Raw genomic sequence first — 15,477 nt, forward strand, 5'->3', positions numbered from 1 at the left:
TCCATGTTGTTTATATATAGCATAAAAAAGCAAATTCTTATTTTACACTTCTTATATTAACCCTTTATGTTTTACATAATTACTTAATTTTTTACCATTCGACATATATTTTAACATAAATATACACAAAAGTATAGTATATAGATATATATCTATTTTTTCCACCATAATATTGACAAAATAGAAGTTAAGCTATAAGATTTAAATGGTTGTAAACATATTTCATTGGTATAAAATTTTATCCCCATAAAAATTTAAGAGGTGTATTTACATATGTTAAAAAAAATCAAGATATCCCAAAAATTGATTGCCCTAAACATAATAAGTATTTTGTTTCTAATATTAGTTGGAATTATAGGAATTGTAAATATGAAAACAATGAACAATAATACCAACAGCATGTACAACAATAACTTGCTGAGCCTTGAAAATCTATATTCCATACAAAATAATATAAATTTAGGCTTATCGAATATGGAACACATTATAAACCCAAACTTTAAAAATGATATAAGTTCTTCTGAAAATAATCTTCAGAATCTTTTTGAAGTAAGCAGTAATACCTTAAATCAATTTGAGACAACTGGTAACCTATCTCAAAAAGAAAAAGAAGATTTAGCAGAAGTAAAAAGACTCTTATCTGACTATAAAGATGTTCGAGATAAAATATGCAAAGCCGCAGAAGGTGGTGACTATAGCTCTGCATCTGAAACATATTCTCAAGATTACATGGGCATAAGAGATCAGCTTATTTCTGCTTTAAATACCGTAATAAGGGATAATACAAATCTCGCCAAAAGCGTTTCAATTTCAAATAAAAAGGTTTATACATATTCCTTTGCTGTACAAGTTATAATTATAGTAATTGCCGCTGTGCTATTGTCCATACTAGGAACTATAATGTCTATATGGCTAAAAAAGAGAATAAACAGTGTTATAGATTTTGCCAATAGTTTATCTAAAGGAGATCTTACTCATAAAATAGAAGTAAACTATGACGATGAAATTGGAACTATGGGAAAATCCTTAAATATAGCTACTGAAAGCATGAGAAATCTTATTTTCGAACTTACAAATGATATGAAAGTTTTAGGATCCTCCAGTGAAGATTTAACTGCTTCAATGGAAGAGGTTTCTGCTAATATGTTCAGCATAAAAGAATCTGCTGAATTAATATCAAATGGCAGCATAAAGCTTAACACTGCTACAAGTGATGTAAGTTCATCCACAAATGAAATTAACAAGCAATCCATTGAACTTAGTAATAAAGCTGTAGATAGCAGTAAAATTTCCTCCGAAATAATGAATAGAGCCGCCGACATTAAAGCAAAAACGGATAGTTCATCAAAGAATGTAATGAATTTGTATTCTGCGAAAAAATCTCAAGTAAAAAAAGCAATAGCTGATATCAAAATTGTAAATGAAATAAACAATATGGCCCAAGACATTGAGGAAATATCAGAACAAACAAATTTGCTAGCCCTTAACGCATCCATAGAAGCAGCACGTGCTGGCGAAGCTGGAAAAGGATTTGTAGTTGTTGCTGAAGAAGTTAGAGCTCTTGCAGAGCAATCAAACAGCACTGTAGCCAAAATAAAATCAAATGTAGAGAAAGCTATAGCAGTTACAGATAATTTAGCCGGTCATGCTAACGATATACTTGAATTTATAAATTCACAAATTATGAGTGACTATAAAATGATAACAGATGTTGGTAATCAGTATGAAGAAGATGCTCAGTTTATATCTGAAATGTCCAATAAAATATCAACTTCGTCTATTTCTATAAAAGACAATATATCAAATGTAAATCCTATTGTTTTAAATATATCCTCTGCTTCTGAGGAATCTTCTTCAAATTCTGAAGAAATACTCGCAAGTATTACAGAAACTAGTCTAGCCTTAGAGCACATGGCCAAACAATCTCAAAAGGCTTCTGAGCTTTCTAAAAAAATTAATGAGATGGCTTCTAAATTTGAAGTTTAATAAAAACAATGCAAAGTAACAATACTTCGTCACATTAAAAAAGTTCTATAAATCTAAGATAAAAAATCCTAAAATCCTAAGATGTTTCAATAACTCGCTTTTGGCTCAAACAAATTGAAACATCTAAGGATTTTAGGATTTTTTTATCAAGATTTATTAGAGCTTTTTTAAACTGTTCCTTAAGCATTGTTACTTCGCTACCACAGTTGTGCAAGGAAAAAATTCCTCCGTACCTACGGAATTTTGGTGTGAATCTTTGTAGCCAATTAAATTTTTACACCATATATTACCTTTATTTTTTATTTATCAACTATGTTTACAACGAATTTCTCGCAGAGAAGCGGAGAAAAACTTTCCTTAAACACCGTGTAATGCGATGCACTTACTTCACATTTCTTAGTGTGGTTGGTATACTCCCTTTCACACATAAATCCAATATCTACAAATGCCATGAAATATATCCTGAAGCTTGCCATTGTTAATTTCTATAATTTTTCTTGATGGTATATTGCTTTCAATGCATGTTATAAATACTTTATCTATTCCCTTTTCCTTTGCCCTTTTTAAAAGTTCTCTTAAAATGATATTTCCATATCCTTTTCCACGTTCTGATGGTCTTATGGCATACCCTATATGTCCACCAACTTTTTTTAAGCTGTCATTCAAAGAGTGCCTAAGCTTACCCATTCCTACAGGTCTATAATCTACATAAAGCCAATAAATAGTCTGCGGCACATATCTTGAACTTAAATTTGTACCCTTTGATAACTCAAAATTTCCTTCCAAATAACTTCTAAATTCACTATAACTTATACGATATCCCTCGTTTATAAAACCATTCTCTCCAGGTCCAATTTCCTTAATCATTGCAAATATTTCTGTACTATCATAAATCGACAATTCCTTTAGCCTAATTTCCATGCCTTTACATTCCTATAGAACTTTATTGAGGCTTTTTAAAATAATATAAATTTCCATCTTCAAGAGAATATTCAAGCAAATTTTTATTGTACAAATACGAAATAAATGCAGATACTGATGCAAGATTTATATAATACTCATTAAAGTCCATAGTTAATTCATTTAAAACAGTTAAATTTTCAAGAAGATTTTCTTTGGTAAGCGGTTGATCTAAAAGCTCTAGTATTTGTTTTTCATATTCATTTATATTGCATAAATTTTTGTCTATAACAGCCATAAATTCTTCCTTTGTAAGAACTTTATCACTATGTCCTATTACAAAGTAATCACCATCAACTTCTCTCAAATAGTTTAAAGTTTCCTTTTCCAAATTCACATCATAAAGATATGGAAGTGAATGCTTCTTGATATTTTCAATAGAGAAAATACCATCTCCAACAAAACAAACCTTTTCGTGTGTAATTACTCCTATTAAATCTACTGTATGCCCTTTTAAGCTTATAACTTCAAATTTTTCATCACCTATTTTATTTTCCCCTTCATTTGTTACAAAATCCACCATAATAGCCTTATTACTCTTGTGCAGCTCTTTTACAGGACTTGCTCCAAAAAGCCCATAGGGATAAAGATGTGGGTTTTCCATATTTATTTTTTCTTTTTCCGAAGAATACACAATACATCCTGGATAGGTATTTTGAAAATAAATGTTTCCACCACAATGATCTAAATGATGATGAGTGTTTATTATGTATTTAGGGTGCAGCCCATTTTGTACTAAAACCTCATCTATTTTTCTAGCATCACTATTATCCTTTCCAGTATCTATAAGAAGACAATTTTTATTTTTAAACACGTATACCCCTATATTGGTTGGAGCATTTATATAATAAGTATTACCTTTTATTTTTGTTAATTCCATATGCTTATTGGACAATATATAAAGTCCAGTCCCCTCCTTTATAATTATTGACTTTTGTAATATATAACCATATAATTAAAATAATGTTAATTTAGAAAGTGAGATGTTACCATGCCATTAGATTTCAAGCTAAGCTTTACTCAAAATGCTTATATCTACTTATTGGCATTTTTAATTGTGCCTTTATTAGTGTTTTATAAATCAATAATATTTAGCACTAAAACCTATAATACTGAATTTCTATCTAAACCATTAACCGATTGTATAAAAGGCTTATGTATTACAGTCATAATTTTACACCACATTGCACTTAGAATACAACCTCCTAAACTGATGTTACCATACACTTTTTTTGGACATCTTGCAGTAAGTATTTTCTTTTTCTTATCAGGATATGGATTAACCATGTCTAAATTACAAAAAAATAATTATCTAAATAATTTCTTTTCCAAAAGGTTAACCAAAGTTTATTTACCATTCATTTTAGTAAACGCTATCACTCTAATATTTGCGTTATCCTTATTCAATTCTAAGTTTAGCCTAATACAAATATTACTTTATCTTTCCGGTTTAAACTTAATAGATTCTACTCAATGGTTTGTAATTTCAATTCTGCTATTTTATATAGTATTCTATCTATGCTTTAAATTTTTAAATGCAGAAGCCGCTCCAAAAGTAATTTTAATTTATTCTTTTGTATATTTCTTTACTTTAATCCTCTTTAGATTTGGTGAGTGGTGGTATAATACAGCCTTCTGCTTTCCTATAGGTGTTTATATAGCTTTAAATTATGATAAATTCATAAGTTTCATTAAAAGAAATTATGCTTTTTTTTCTACTTTAGCATTAATTTGTTTTGCTGTGACATTTTATTTGGGTCACTTCGTTCCATCTGTATTTTCTATTATACTTAACACAATATCCTCAGTATGCTTTGTTTTTGTTATGCTTTGCTTCTTATTTAAAGTAAAAATAACTTCAAAGCCACTTTTCTTTATTGGAGGTATAGCATATGAAATATACCTTATTCATATGAAAATTTTCATCTTATACTTTAACTGTATAAAAATAAAAGGAAGCTATACTGTTTATATTTATCTTGCACTTGTAATATTAGTATCCTTCCTGTTTAACAAATTATTTAAATTAATGCGAAAACCAATACTAACCTCAAACAATAAGATACAAAACATGTAAAAAACTTCAATAAATCTTGATAAAAAAATCGTAAAATACTTAGATATTTCAATTTATCCGAGCGTTTTTCCAGCAAGTTATTGAGATATCTTAGGATTTTACGATTTTTTCATATTAGATTTATTGAAGTTTTTAATGTTTCAAAGAAATGTTATTTCACTTTTCCTATATCATGCCTATAATACATTCCTTCAAACTCAACCTTTTTTATGTCGCTGTAGGCTTTATCTATTGCTTCATCTAAGCTCTTTCCTCTAGCAGAAGTACAAAGCACTCTTCCACCATCAGTTACGTAAGCATCATTTTTAAGCTTAACCCCTGCACAGAAAACTTTATCAGCTACATCATTTATACCTGTTATTTCATAGCCTGTCTTGTAGCTAGCAGGATATCCCTTGGAAGCAGCAACTACGCAGCATGCATTTCCTTCATACCATTGAAGATCAAAGTCTGATAATCTTTTATCTAAAGCTGCGTTTATAATATCTACTAAATCACTTTTCATTAGATAAAGCACAACTTGAGTTTCTGGATCACCAAGTCTAACATTATATTCAAGAAGATAAACTCCTTTTTTAGTTATCATAAGCCCGAAGAAGATTATTCCTGTAAAATCCATGTTTTCTTCTTGTATTCCCTTTAGAGTAGGCTTTAAAATATCCTTATCAAAGCTTTCAAGAACTTCTTTTGTACAATATGGGTTTGGTGCAATAGCTCCCATTCCACCTGTATTAGGTCCTTTATTATCATCAAAAATTTGCTTATGATCTTTAGCTGACACAAAAGGAAGTATAGTTTTACCATCTGTTATGGACAAAATAGAGGCTTCTACACCTTCTAAGTATTCTTCTATTACAACTTTTTTTCCTGAGCCTTTAAAAACATCATCAACCATAAAGGCTTTTATAGTTTCTTCTGCTACAGCATAATCTTCACAGATAACGACACCTTTTCCTGCAGCTAAACCATCTGCTTTTATAACTATAGGATAAGAGCATTTTTTTAAGTAGGAAAGCGAACCTTCTGCATCTGTAAACACCGCATATTCTGCTGTTTTCACATTGTACTTTTTCATGAAGTCCTTTGAGAAAGCTTTGCTTCCTTCAAGCCCTGCAGCATACTTACTAGGTCCAAATATTCTTAAGCCTTCCTTTTTAAATTCATCAACTATTCCTTCTACAAGTGGTGCTTCCGGTCCAACCACTGTAAGCGAAATATTATTTTCTTTTGCAAATTTTAAAAGTTCACAATTTTTATATAATTCTATATTCTCACATTTTCCTTCTTTTGCTGTTCCACCATTTCCAGGGGCACAATAAATTTTCTCCACTTCAGGGTTTTGTGCCATTTTCCAAGCCATAGCATGCTCTCTTCCACCAGCGCCTATAAGTAAAATCTTCATAATAAACCTCCAAAAACTTAATTAATGTTTAAAATGTCTTATGCCTGTCATAACCATAGAAATTCCATATTTATTGCATTCATCTATGGACTCTTGATCCCTTATGGAGCCACCAGGTTGGATTATAGCTTTTATACCGTATTTTGAAGCTTCTTCTACAATATCTCCAAATGGGAAAAATGCATCCGATGCAAGAACTGTAGCTCCATTTCCTCTTTCCATAGCATCCTTTGCTGGCCAGATTCTATTAACCTGTCCTCCTCCTATTCCTTTTGCAGCTCCATTTTGTACAACTACTATAGCATTTGATTTTACATACTTTACAACCTTCATACCAAAAATCATATCTCTTTTTTCTTCTTCAGTTGGTGCTTTTTCTGTAACAACCTTCATATCTTCTATAAGCTTATCATCTGAGCTTTGAACTAAAATAGCTCCGTCAACCTTCGCAAGTTCAAAGTTATCCGAGGGCTTCTTAACAGCTTTTATAACTCTTAAATTTTTCTTTCCTTTTAAAATCTCCAGAGCATCAGAAGTAAAATCAGGTGCTATTACTATTTCAAGAAATATTTTTACCATTTCTTCTGCAGCTTCTTTATCAACCGTTTGATTTAAAGCAACTATTCCTCCAAAAATAGAAGTAGGATCACAATCATAAGCCTTTTTATAAGCCTCATAAGAAGTTTCTCCCATAGCAACACCACATGGGGTATTGTGCTTTAAGGCACAGCATACAAGTTCATCAAATTCTGAAACTACCTTCCAGGCAATATCCATATCCTTTATGTTATTGTAAGAAAGTTCTTTTCCATTAAGCTGCTGAAAATCCTTCATAGCTCCACTTCCTGTTGCTGCTTCATAAAATGCAGCTGACTGATGAGGATTCTCGCCATATCTTAAATCCATTTTCTTCTTATATGGTATAGTCAAATATTCTGGATATTCATCTTCAAGAAGAAATCTACTTATAGCCCCATCATAAGCTGACATTAAATTAAAAACTTTACCTGCAAGCTTTCTTTTGGTAGCATACTCTACTTCACCACTTTTTTCAATTTGCTCCATTACTTCTTTATAATCATTTACATCTGTAAGTACTGTTACGTCCTGAAAATTTTTAGCTGCTGCTCTTATCATTGTAGGCCCGCCGATATCTATAAATTCTACTTTTTCCTGAAATGTAATATCGCTATCTACTTTATCAAAGAAAGGATATAAATTTACAACCACCATATCTATTGGCTTTATGCCTTTGTTATTAATGGCTTTTATATGCTCTTCATTGCTTCTTACAGCTAAAATCCCTCCATGTATGAAAGGGTGAAGTGTTTTGACTCTTCCATCAAGCATTTCATCAAACCCTGTTACCTCTGAAACTTCAACTACAGGAATTCCATTTTTCTTAAGGTATTTAAAGGTTCCTCCTGTTGAAATTATTTCTACTCCCTTTTCATTTAAAAACTGTGCAAGTTCTAAAACTCCATCCTTATTAAAAACACTTATAATTGCTCTTTTTATCATAATTAACTCTTACTTCCTTTCTGTATATAGGGTTAATCAAGCTTTTAACGATACATGTCTTCCAACCTTGTTTATTTTTCCTTCAGCTATAAGTTTAACTGCCATAGGTAACAGTTTATGTTCCTCAACTAAAACTCTCTTTTGTAAAGTTTCAGCAGTATCCTCATCAAGAACCTCTACAGCTTTTTGAAGTATTATTGCTCCTGTATCAGTTCCTTCATCTACAAAGTGAACCGTACAGCCTGAAATTTTAACTCCATACTCTATGGCCTTCTCATGAACCTTAAGCCCATACATTCCATTTCCGCAGAAGGACGGTATAAGTGATGGGTGTATATTTATTATTTTATCCTTAAATTCATGAAGTAAATCACCATTTAATATAGAAAGAAATCCAGCAAGAACTATTAAATCTACTTTGCCCCTAAGTAAATTTAGCACTTCATCAGAAACCCTGCCTTTATATTCTTTTCTATCGAAAACATAAGTTTTTATTCCATGTTTCTTAGCACGTTCTATTCCAAAAGCCCCTTTTTTATCGCTTATGACAGCCGCAATTTTAGCGCCCACTATTTCCTTATTTTCAATTGCATCTATTATAGACTGAAGATCTGTTCCACCACCGGATATTAGAACAGCTATTTTAAACATACTCCATTACCTCCAGCTTTTACACATCCTATCTCATATGCTTTTTCTCCCATTTCCTTAAGAGCAGAAAGTACATCACCTGCTTTATCTTTAGAAACACACAATACAAACCCTATACCCATGTTGAAAGTGTTAAACATATGGTCTTCATCAACTCCAAGAGACATTATATGCTTAAATATTGCCGGAACCTCAAAGCTGTTTTTGTTTACTACAGCTGTAAAATCTCCTTTGAACATTCTAGGTATGTTTTCATAAAAACCGCCCCCAGTTATATGAGCCATACCTCTTATTTCAAACTTTTCTAAAAGCTTAAGCACTGGTTTTACATATATTCTAGTTGGAGTTAAAAGAACTTCTCCCATTGTTTTTCCTTCAAATTCTTCATCAAAGTTAGTTATAAGCTTTCTAACTAAAGAGTATCCGTTACTGTGAATTCCTGATGATGCAATTCCTATAAGAACATCCCCATCCTGAATTCTGCTTCCATCAATTATGTCCTTTTTATCAACTACTCCAACAGCAAAGCCCGCAAGATCGTATTCTCCTTCTTTATAAAAACCAGGCATTTCAGCTGTTTCTCCGCCTATAAGGGCGCACATTGCATCGCTGCAGCCATCAGAAACTCCTTTTACAAGATCCGCTGCTACATCAGCTTCAAGCTTTCCACATGCTATATAATCAAGGAAAAATACTGGCTTTGCACCATGGCATAATATATCATTTACACACATTGCAGTACAATCTATACCAACAGTATCATATTTTTTAGTTGCAAAAGCTACTGCAAGCTTTGTTCCAACTCCATCAGTTCCAGATACTAAAACTGGGTTTTCATAACCTTTTCCTATTTCAAACATGCCTGCAAAGCTGCCAAGATTATTTATAACTCCTGGTATAAAAGTTTTTGAAGCATATTCCTTCATTAACTTTACTGATTTATAGCCTTCCTCAATATTAACTCCACTATCTTTATATGTTACCATTCGTACACAACCTTTCAAAATATTATTCTTCAAGTCTGTCTTTTGCTGCTTCCATAGGTGCAGATACAGGATAAACTCCATTAAAGCATCCAAGACAAAATGTTCTATCTTTATCAAGGGTTTCTAAAAGTGATTCTATACTTAAATATCCAACACTATCAGCCCCTATAAAATCACGTATTTCTTCTACTGACATATGTGAACCTATAAGATCTTTTCTATAAGGTGTATCTATTCCAAAGTAGCATGGGAATTTTACAATTGGTGAAGAAACTCTAAAATGAACTTCTTTTGCTCCCGCTTCCCTTATTAAATCCACAAGTTTTTTACTAGTTGTTCCCCTTACTATAGAATCATCTATAAGCACAACCCTTTTTCCTTCAATCATTGATTTTACTGGATTAAGTTTTACAGACACAGCTCTTTCGCGAAGTTCCTGAGTCGGAGCTATAAAGGTTCTTCCAACATATTTATTTTTAATAAGTCCTAAATCGTATGGTATTCCTGAAGCCTTTGCATAACCAAGTGCTGCTGGTATACCTGAATCCGGAACTCCTATTACAAGATCAGCTTCAACTGGTGACTCTTCATAAAGCTTTTCTCCTGCACGCTGCCTTGCTTTATAAACATCAATTCCATCAATTACGCTGTCTGGTCTTGCAAAATAAATGTACTCAAAAGAGCAGGTTTCACATTTAGTTCTTTCTGCAAAATTTATACTCTTAAGGCCATCTTTATCTATTATAATAATTTCTCCAGGTTTTACATCACGTACAAATTCTGCTCCAATAGTATCAAGTGCACAGCTTTCAGAGCAAAGTACATAGCTTTCGTCATATTTTCCAATACAAAGAGGTCTTATACCATTTGGATCTCTAACTCCTATAAGCTTATCCTTTGTAAGAATTACAATAGCATATGAGCCTTTTACAGCTTGAATAGCATCAACTACAGCATTTTCTATTCCCTTTTTAGCACTTCTTGCTATTAAATTTAATATTACTTCAGTATCTATTGAGGTTTGAAACATAGTTCCACAGTCCTGAAGAAGTTCTCTTATAACATCTGCATTTACAAGATTTCCATTATGCGCAATAGCAATAGAGCCAAGTTTAAAATTGCTTAATAAAGGTTGAGCATTAGCAGCTGTGCTCCCACCTGTTGTAGAATATCTAACATGCCCTATTGCAGCATTTCCGTTCATGGAATCCAAAATTTCAGTATTAAATACATCCGATACAAGACCCATATCTTTATAAACTTTGATTTCATCACTATTAGAAACAGCAATTCCAGCACTTTCCTGCCCTCTATGCTGAAGTGCATACAATCCATAGTATGCTAAATGCGCTACATCAATATTTGTATTTGAAAAAATACCAAATACACCGCATTCTTCTTTGAACTTATCTATATCTTCATGTTCAGCTGTATACTGCATATTTTTCATACCTATCTCCTTCTTACAATTTATAGTCAAGCCTAATATAGACTGAAGTACAAAAATAACTTCAGCCTATAACAAAACAGATAGAGCAATCTATTCTATTTACCGCTTATTCTCTTTAATATTTCAACATATGCTTCCTTTACATTTCCTAAATCTCTTCTAAATCTATCTTTATCAAGTTTTTCATTTGTTTTTTCATCCCATAATCTGCAAGTATCAGGGCTAATTTCATCTGCAAGAACAACTTCATCATGAAATCTTCCAAATTCAATTTTAAAATCTATTAGTTTTATTCCTTGCTTATGGAAAAATTCTTTAAGTACATTGTTTACAGTTTCAGTCATTGCATAAATTTTCTTTAATTCATCAAAAGTTGTAGCTCCGATTGCTACTGCATGAGTATCATTTATAAGTGGATCACCAAGTTCATCATCTTTATATGAAAGTTCAAAAACTGTTGTTTTAAGCTCTGTTCCTTCTTCAAGTCCAAGTCTCTTAGCCATGCTTCCTGCTGCTACATTTCTTACTATAACTTCAAGAGGTACTATTGAAACTTTTTTACAAAGTTGTTCTCTATCGTTTAATTTCTCCTCAAAGTGAGTTTTAACTCCATGTTTTTCTAAAAGTTCAAATAACATTGAAGTAATAGTGTTATTAAGTACTCCCTTTTCATCTATCTGACCTTTTTTTTCTCCGTTGAAAGCTGTTGCATCGTCTTTATAATATATAACTACTTTATCCTTATCATCTGTAGCGTATACCTTTTTAGCTTTTCCTTCGTATAACATTTCTCTTTTTTCCATGTTAAAATTCCACTCCCTCTTCATTGTCTTTTATAAATTTTTCTTTCATATCTTTTCTGAACTTTATAAGCTTTTCTTTAATCTCTGGATATTTTAAAGCAAGCATCTCAACTGCAAGCATGCCTGCATTATAACTATTATTAATTCCTACAGTAGCAACTGGTATACTTTTTGGCATTTGAACAATTGAAAGCAAAGCATCTAATCCATCTACTGCAGCATTTATAGGAACTCCTATTACTGGAAGTGTTGTTTGAGAAGCAATAACTCCTGGAAGATGTGCAGCAAGTCCTGCCCCTGCAATTATACATTCAAAATCTTTTTTTTCTAGCTCATTAATAACTTCACTTAATTTTTCTGGCACTCTATGTGCTGATAAAACATATGCTTTATATTCTATTCCAAATTCACTAAGTGCATTAGCCGCACCCTTCATCTTATCGGTATCTGATTTGCTACCAAATATTATAGCAACTTTCATTACAATTGCCTCCTTATATGAATTTCCTTTGTCACTTTAATTTCATGTTAGCATAATATTTTTCATAAGTCAATAACATTATCTCTATATATTTTATTAATGTTCGTACTATATCAGTTATGTAAGCATATTTTGTTATTATTGTTCGTGTTTTTATGTATATAGAAAACTCATCTCTCCTCTTTCAACGTTCCATTATCAACTGATATATATTCACACAACCAACATATTCAAAAACAGATTTCAGCTAATTACAATAGTTGAAATGGTTTATTTATATAAAAAAAAAGCCGCAAAAGAAAACTTTTGTGACTTTTTTTATTAAGCTATAGAAATGTCAAGTTCAAGTGTACCGCCGATATCAAGCGTTAATGGTATACATATTGTTTGATTAATATAATTCATCTTTGCATCTGGTCTATTTATTTGCATAATTGGAGGTGTTATATCTATCTTTGTATTTTGATGTGAAAAATGTATACCCGACTGACCAGCTATCATATTACAAACTTCTGAAACAGCACTGGCTGTAATTTCGTTAAGCTCGTCCACAGGAAATCCTCCCATCATTCTCGACGCAATGCTCATGGCTGTACCTTTATCAAAGCCTAAAACAATATTACCCTTTACATCTCCTATAACCCCTATAGTTATAGTGATATCCTTAATCTCAGCAAAACCATGCTTTAAAAAAAGCTTTTCTTTATTTACGGTAATATTGCATACTTGTTTTAAAATGTCAACACTTGACATAACGAATGGATTTATGTATTCAACTTTCATAATTTATATATCACCTCTAAAATAATTATGCTTAATATAGTGATTATATTATATCAGATATCATCTGCATATACCAATTAAATATAATTTAAAAGTAACATTTTTACTTTTATTCAATATTATAATATAGTGTATTTAAATTATTTGGAGGTTACTTATGAATTCAGATAACGAGATTAGGAATGACAATAAAGGTAATGAACCTTGTGAACATGACGAAGAAGATTTAGAATTCCAGCCAATGCCATACTGCCCTTTTATGATGAGCAACATGGGCCCTGCAATGAGCGGTGAATATTCTAATCCCAATACTATGATGATGCCTTCCTACGATGATGACGATTCTGATTGGGAAGACGATAGTGATGATTCTGATGAATATAGACACAAACATCATCATCATCACCGCAGACCTTATTATCCATGTTTCTATCATAATTGTCATAAGCATGGAAATCATCATAATATGCCATGGTGGTGGATGTATTAGTTTATAGCAAGGTATACTTTAAATAATGGTAAAATTCAACCTTATTTAAAAAATCTATAATAAAAAATGCACTGGGCTTAGCTATACAGTGCATTTTTTTTACATTATATTTTAAGTTTTTTTGCAATCATAATAATAGGTAGTGATACAACCAAAGCAATTCCTGCAGATATAAAACCATTTAAAACCAAAAGCAAAAGTGTTTTTACTGCTGCATTATAGCTTATGTGAAACGCATTTGCATAAGCTTTCATATAAAAAATATATATCATACCTAAAACTCCAATAGTATTTGTAAAGGAACCAGCAACAATTCCTAAAAATGCGCCTACTTTTTCAGATTTTCGCTTAAATAGCACATATACATAATAAGCAACAACTCCAATTAATATTCTTGGTAAAACTGATACCACAGGATTAAAAAATATAAAGGACGCAGGTGTAGGTGTATTTATAGCCTGTATAATGCTAAAAACCCCAAACAACAGTCCTATAAACCCACCAACTATAGGTCCTCCTACTATGGCGCCTATTATAACTGGGATGTGCATAATCGTCGTATTAAATGGCGGTATTGGGATAAACCCCAGTCTAGTTGCCCCTAGCACAATTGTTACAGCAAACAACATTCCTATCATAGTAATTTGTCTTGTTGCAAGCTTCTTTCCATAGATTTTTTCCATCATTACTATTACCTCGCTCTCATTCCTTTTTTGGATATAAGTCGAAATCTTAAATATTTAATTTTGACTTATGGATATACTAATTTACGAAATAAATTTTAATTAAGCATATCCTTAGTTCAGTTTTATATAAATTAATAAATACTGACTTATAAAAAATATAAACTATGTTTACTTTATATTAACTATCAGACTCTTTATATCAATATTCTTCTTAAGCATACCATTTTTTACTAAAAAATCCTTTGTATCATTTAAATCTTTTATATCTTTATCGGTAACCTTAGGATTAAAATCATATAAATCATACATGGCTTTTACCTGCTCAAGAGATAATTTTGTTTCTTCACTAGTTAAGCTGTATGCTTTATCCTTACTGTTTTCCATAAAGCTTAAACTTTTATCATGAACTTTTAAGTATCTTTTTGCTATATCAGGATATTTTTTAAGGAATTTTCCAGATACACCTATTACTATAGTAGCATCAAGTATACCTTCTCCAGTAGTTACTACATGTGCACCGTTCTTTTTTGCATTATCAACAGATGGACCAGCTACCAATGCCGCTTCTGCACTGCCAGACAACAATGCTGATACACCATCAGGTATGCCCATGTTTATAAACTGAACATCGCTTGCTTTAAGATTTTCTTTTTCAAGTGCACCTAAGAGAAGTTGATGAAGTATTGTGCCTTTAGGTCCAACTACCTTTTTTCCTTTTAAATCCTTAACACTCTTTATAGATGGATCCTTTGCCATTATTGTAAATGCTTTTGGCGCTCTACTATAAACACCTATTATTTTAATATCAACACCATTTGCTGCTGCCAAAATAACCGAAGTTGCCCCTATTGCATTACAAAAATCAAGTGAACCTGCTGCAACTGCCTCCGTCATTTTAGAACCTTCTGTTATTTCTGGATAAGTGATTTTCATATTGTCTTTTGAAAACTCATTTTCAAATAGCTTTTCCCTTTTCTCAACTATAGAAGGTACGTTTAATGGTGATTTTACATAAGATATGCTTATGCTTTTTGGAACATCTTTCTTGGATCTCGTCTCGGAATTTTGAGTAGTACCGCATGCACTAAATAAAGTTGCTATCATTGAAACTACAAGCAGCATACTCAACTTTTTTAAAATCTTCATACTTAATCCTTCCTCCTTATATTATATATATAATGAAACCATATCCAACAAACCT

16 protein-coding genes are annotated in these 15,477 nt (G+C 31.7%); 3 read left to right on the forward strand and 13 right to left on the reverse strand.

Going from position 1 to position 15,477, the window contains the following annotated elements; translation table 11 throughout:
- Nucleotides 1-273: 273 nt before the first annotated feature.
- Nucleotides 274-1,986 (forward strand): methyl-accepting chemotaxis protein, encoded by a 1,713-nt coding sequence (locus ACJDT4_RS11575; RefSeq protein WP_406787732.1) that lies wholly within the window; start codon nucleotides 274-276, stop codon nucleotides 1,984-1,986.
- 76 nt (nucleotides 1,987-2,062) lie between these two features.
- Here ACJDT4_RS11575 and ACJDT4_RS11580 read toward each other — a convergent pair whose 3' ends face one another.
- The 3 genes from ACJDT4_RS11580 to ACJDT4_RS11590 form a co-directional block, all read right to left on the reverse strand.
- Nucleotides 2,063-2,200 (reverse strand): hypothetical protein, encoded by a 138-nt coding sequence (locus ACJDT4_RS11580; RefSeq protein ID WP_406787733.1) that lies wholly within the window; start codon nucleotides 2,198-2,200, stop codon nucleotides 2,063-2,065.
- A 206-nt stretch (nucleotides 2,201-2,406) separates the two neighbouring features.
- On the reverse strand, nucleotides 2,407-2,907 hold the full coding sequence (locus tag ACJDT4_RS11585) for a GNAT family N-acetyltransferase (RefSeq protein WP_406787734.1): 501 nt from the start codon (nucleotides 2,905-2,907) through the stop codon (nucleotides 2,407-2,409).
- Nucleotides 2,908-2,929: 22 nt separating this feature from the next.
- Nucleotides 2,930-3,826, reverse strand: coding sequence for an MBL fold metallo-hydrolase (locus ACJDT4_RS11590; protein WP_406787941.1), 897 nt, complete (start codon nucleotides 3,824-3,826; stop codon nucleotides 2,930-2,932).
- A 111-nt stretch (nucleotides 3,827-3,937) separates the two neighbouring features.
- Here ACJDT4_RS11590 and ACJDT4_RS11595 point away from each other — a divergent pair, with 111 nt between their 5' ends.
- Nucleotides 3,938-5,023 (forward strand): acyltransferase family protein, encoded by a 1,086-nt coding sequence (locus ACJDT4_RS11595; protein WP_406787735.1) that lies wholly within the window; start codon nucleotides 3,938-3,940, stop codon nucleotides 5,021-5,023.
- 151 nt (nucleotides 5,024-5,174) lie between these two features.
- Here ACJDT4_RS11595 and purD read toward each other — a convergent pair whose 3' ends face one another.
- From purD to ACJDT4_RS11635, 8 genes are all read right to left on the reverse strand, one after another.
- Nucleotides 5,175-6,425 carry a phosphoribosylamine--glycine ligase gene (gene purD / locus ACJDT4_RS11600; protein WP_406787736.1) on the reverse strand — a complete coding sequence of 417 codons (1,251 nt, stop codon included), beginning with the start codon at nucleotides 6,423-6,425 and terminating at the stop codon, nucleotides 5,175-5,177.
- Nucleotides 6,426-6,446: 21 nt separating this feature from the next.
- Nucleotides 6,447-7,946, reverse strand: coding sequence for a bifunctional phosphoribosylaminoimidazolecarboxamide formyltransferase/IMP cyclohydrolase (purH, locus tag ACJDT4_RS11605; protein ID WP_406787737.1), 1,500 nt, complete (start codon nucleotides 7,944-7,946; stop codon nucleotides 6,447-6,449).
- Between the two features lie 36 nt (nucleotides 7,947-7,982).
- Nucleotides 7,983-8,597 carry a phosphoribosylglycinamide formyltransferase gene (gene purN / locus ACJDT4_RS11610; RefSeq protein WP_406787738.1) on the reverse strand — a complete coding sequence of 205 codons (615 nt, stop codon included), beginning with the start codon at nucleotides 8,595-8,597 and terminating at the stop codon, nucleotides 7,983-7,985.
- Nucleotides 8,585-9,583, reverse strand: a complete 999-nt coding sequence (gene purM, locus ACJDT4_RS11615; protein WP_406787739.1) for a phosphoribosylformylglycinamidine cyclo-ligase — start codon at nucleotides 9,581-9,583, stop codon at nucleotides 8,585-8,587. The genes purN and purM overlap by 13 nt, the downstream gene beginning before the upstream one ends.
- A 22-nt stretch (nucleotides 9,584-9,605) precedes the next feature.
- Nucleotides 9,606-11,033: an amidophosphoribosyltransferase gene (purF, locus tag ACJDT4_RS11620; RefSeq protein ID WP_406787740.1), complete on the reverse strand. Its 1,428-nt coding sequence runs from the start codon at nucleotides 11,031-11,033 to the stop codon at nucleotides 9,606-9,608.
- 95 nt (nucleotides 11,034-11,128) lie between these two features.
- Entirely contained in the window at nucleotides 11,129-11,836 is a 708-nt protein-coding gene (gene purC, locus ACJDT4_RS11625; RefSeq protein ID WP_406787741.1) for a phosphoribosylaminoimidazolesuccinocarboxamide synthase, read from the reverse strand.
- A gap of 1 nt (nucleotide 11,837) precedes the next feature.
- Nucleotides 11,838-12,317, reverse strand: coding sequence for a 5-(carboxyamino)imidazole ribonucleotide mutase (purE, locus tag ACJDT4_RS11630; RefSeq protein WP_406787742.1), 480 nt, complete (start codon nucleotides 12,315-12,317; stop codon nucleotides 11,838-11,840).
- Between the two features lie 321 nt (nucleotides 12,318-12,638).
- Nucleotides 12,639-13,100, reverse strand: a complete 462-nt coding sequence (locus ACJDT4_RS11635) for a chemotaxis protein CheX (protein ID WP_406787743.1) — start codon at nucleotides 13,098-13,100, stop codon at nucleotides 12,639-12,641.
- Nucleotides 13,101-13,257: 157 nt separating this feature from the next.
- Between ACJDT4_RS11635 and ACJDT4_RS11640 the strand changes: the two genes are divergently transcribed.
- Nucleotides 13,258-13,590, forward strand: a complete 333-nt coding sequence (locus ACJDT4_RS11640) for a hypothetical protein (RefSeq protein ID WP_406787744.1) — start codon at nucleotides 13,258-13,260, stop codon at nucleotides 13,588-13,590.
- A gap of 104 nt (nucleotides 13,591-13,694) precedes the next feature.
- Here ACJDT4_RS11640 and ACJDT4_RS11645 read toward each other — a convergent pair whose 3' ends face one another.
- Nucleotides 13,695-14,276, reverse strand: coding sequence for an ECF transporter S component (locus ACJDT4_RS11645; protein ID WP_406787745.1), 582 nt, complete (start codon nucleotides 14,274-14,276; stop codon nucleotides 13,695-13,697).
- Nucleotides 14,277-14,444: 168 nt separating this feature from the next.
- Nucleotides 14,445-15,422, reverse strand: coding sequence for an ABC transporter substrate-binding protein (locus tag ACJDT4_RS11650; protein ID WP_406787746.1), 978 nt, complete (start codon nucleotides 15,420-15,422; stop codon nucleotides 14,445-14,447).
- Nucleotides 15,423-15,477: the final 55 nt, after the last annotated feature.

The organism is Clostridium neuense (assembly GCF_045310695.1).
Taxonomy (GTDB): domain Bacteria; phylum Bacillota; class Clostridia; order Clostridiales; family Clostridiaceae; genus Clostridium_S; species Clostridium_S neuense.

Excerpts from the sequence above, each read along its gene's own strand:
- ACJDT4_RS11575 (WP_406787732.1), top strand. The coding sequence starts at position 274 with ATGTTAAAAAAAATCAAGATATCCCAAAAATTGATTGCCCTAAACATA.
- ACJDT4_RS11585 (WP_406787734.1), bottom strand. The coding sequence starts at position 2,907 with ATGGAAATTAGGCTAAAGGAATTGTCGATTTATGATAGTACAGAAATA.
- ACJDT4_RS11590 (WP_406787941.1), bottom strand. The coding sequence starts at position 3,826 with ATGGAATTAACAAAAATAAAAGGTAATACTTATTATATAAATGCTCCA.
- ACJDT4_RS11595 (WP_406787735.1), top strand. The coding sequence starts at position 3,938 with ATGCCATTAGATTTCAAGCTAAGCTTTACTCAAAATGCTTATATCTAC.
- purD (WP_406787736.1), bottom strand. The coding sequence starts at position 6,425 with ATGAAGATTTTACTTATAGGCGCTGGTGGAAGAGAGCATGCTATGGCT.
- purH (WP_406787737.1), bottom strand. The coding sequence starts at position 7,946 with ATGATAAAAAGAGCAATTATAAGTGTTTTTAATAAGGATGGAGTTTTA.
- purN (WP_406787738.1), bottom strand. The coding sequence starts at position 8,597 with ATGTTTAAAATAGCTGTTCTAATATCCGGTGGTGGAACAGATCTTCAG.
- purM (WP_406787739.1), bottom strand. The coding sequence starts at position 9,583 with ATGGTAACATATAAAGATAGTGGAGTTAATATTGAGGAAGGCTATAAA.
- purF (WP_406787740.1), bottom strand. The coding sequence starts at position 11,033 with ATGAAAAATATGCAGTATACAGCTGAACATGAAGATATAGATAAGTTC.
- purC (WP_406787741.1), bottom strand. The coding sequence starts at position 11,836 with ATGGAAAAAAGAGAAATGTTATACGAAGGAAAAGCTAAAAAGGTATAC.
- purE (WP_406787742.1), bottom strand. The coding sequence starts at position 12,317 with ATGAAAGTTGCTATAATATTTGGTAGCAAATCAGATACCGATAAGATG.
- ACJDT4_RS11635 (WP_406787743.1), bottom strand. The coding sequence starts at position 13,100 with ATGAAAGTTGAATACATAAATCCATTCGTTATGTCAAGTGTTGACATT.
- ACJDT4_RS11640 (WP_406787744.1), top strand. The coding sequence starts at position 13,258 with ATGAATTCAGATAACGAGATTAGGAATGACAATAAAGGTAATGAACCT.
- ACJDT4_RS11645 (WP_406787745.1), bottom strand. The coding sequence starts at position 14,276 with ATGATGGAAAAAATCTATGGAAAGAAGCTTGCAACAAGACAAATTACT.
- ACJDT4_RS11650 (WP_406787746.1), bottom strand. The coding sequence starts at position 15,422 with ATGAAGATTTTAAAAAAGTTGAGTATGCTGCTTGTAGTTTCAATGATA.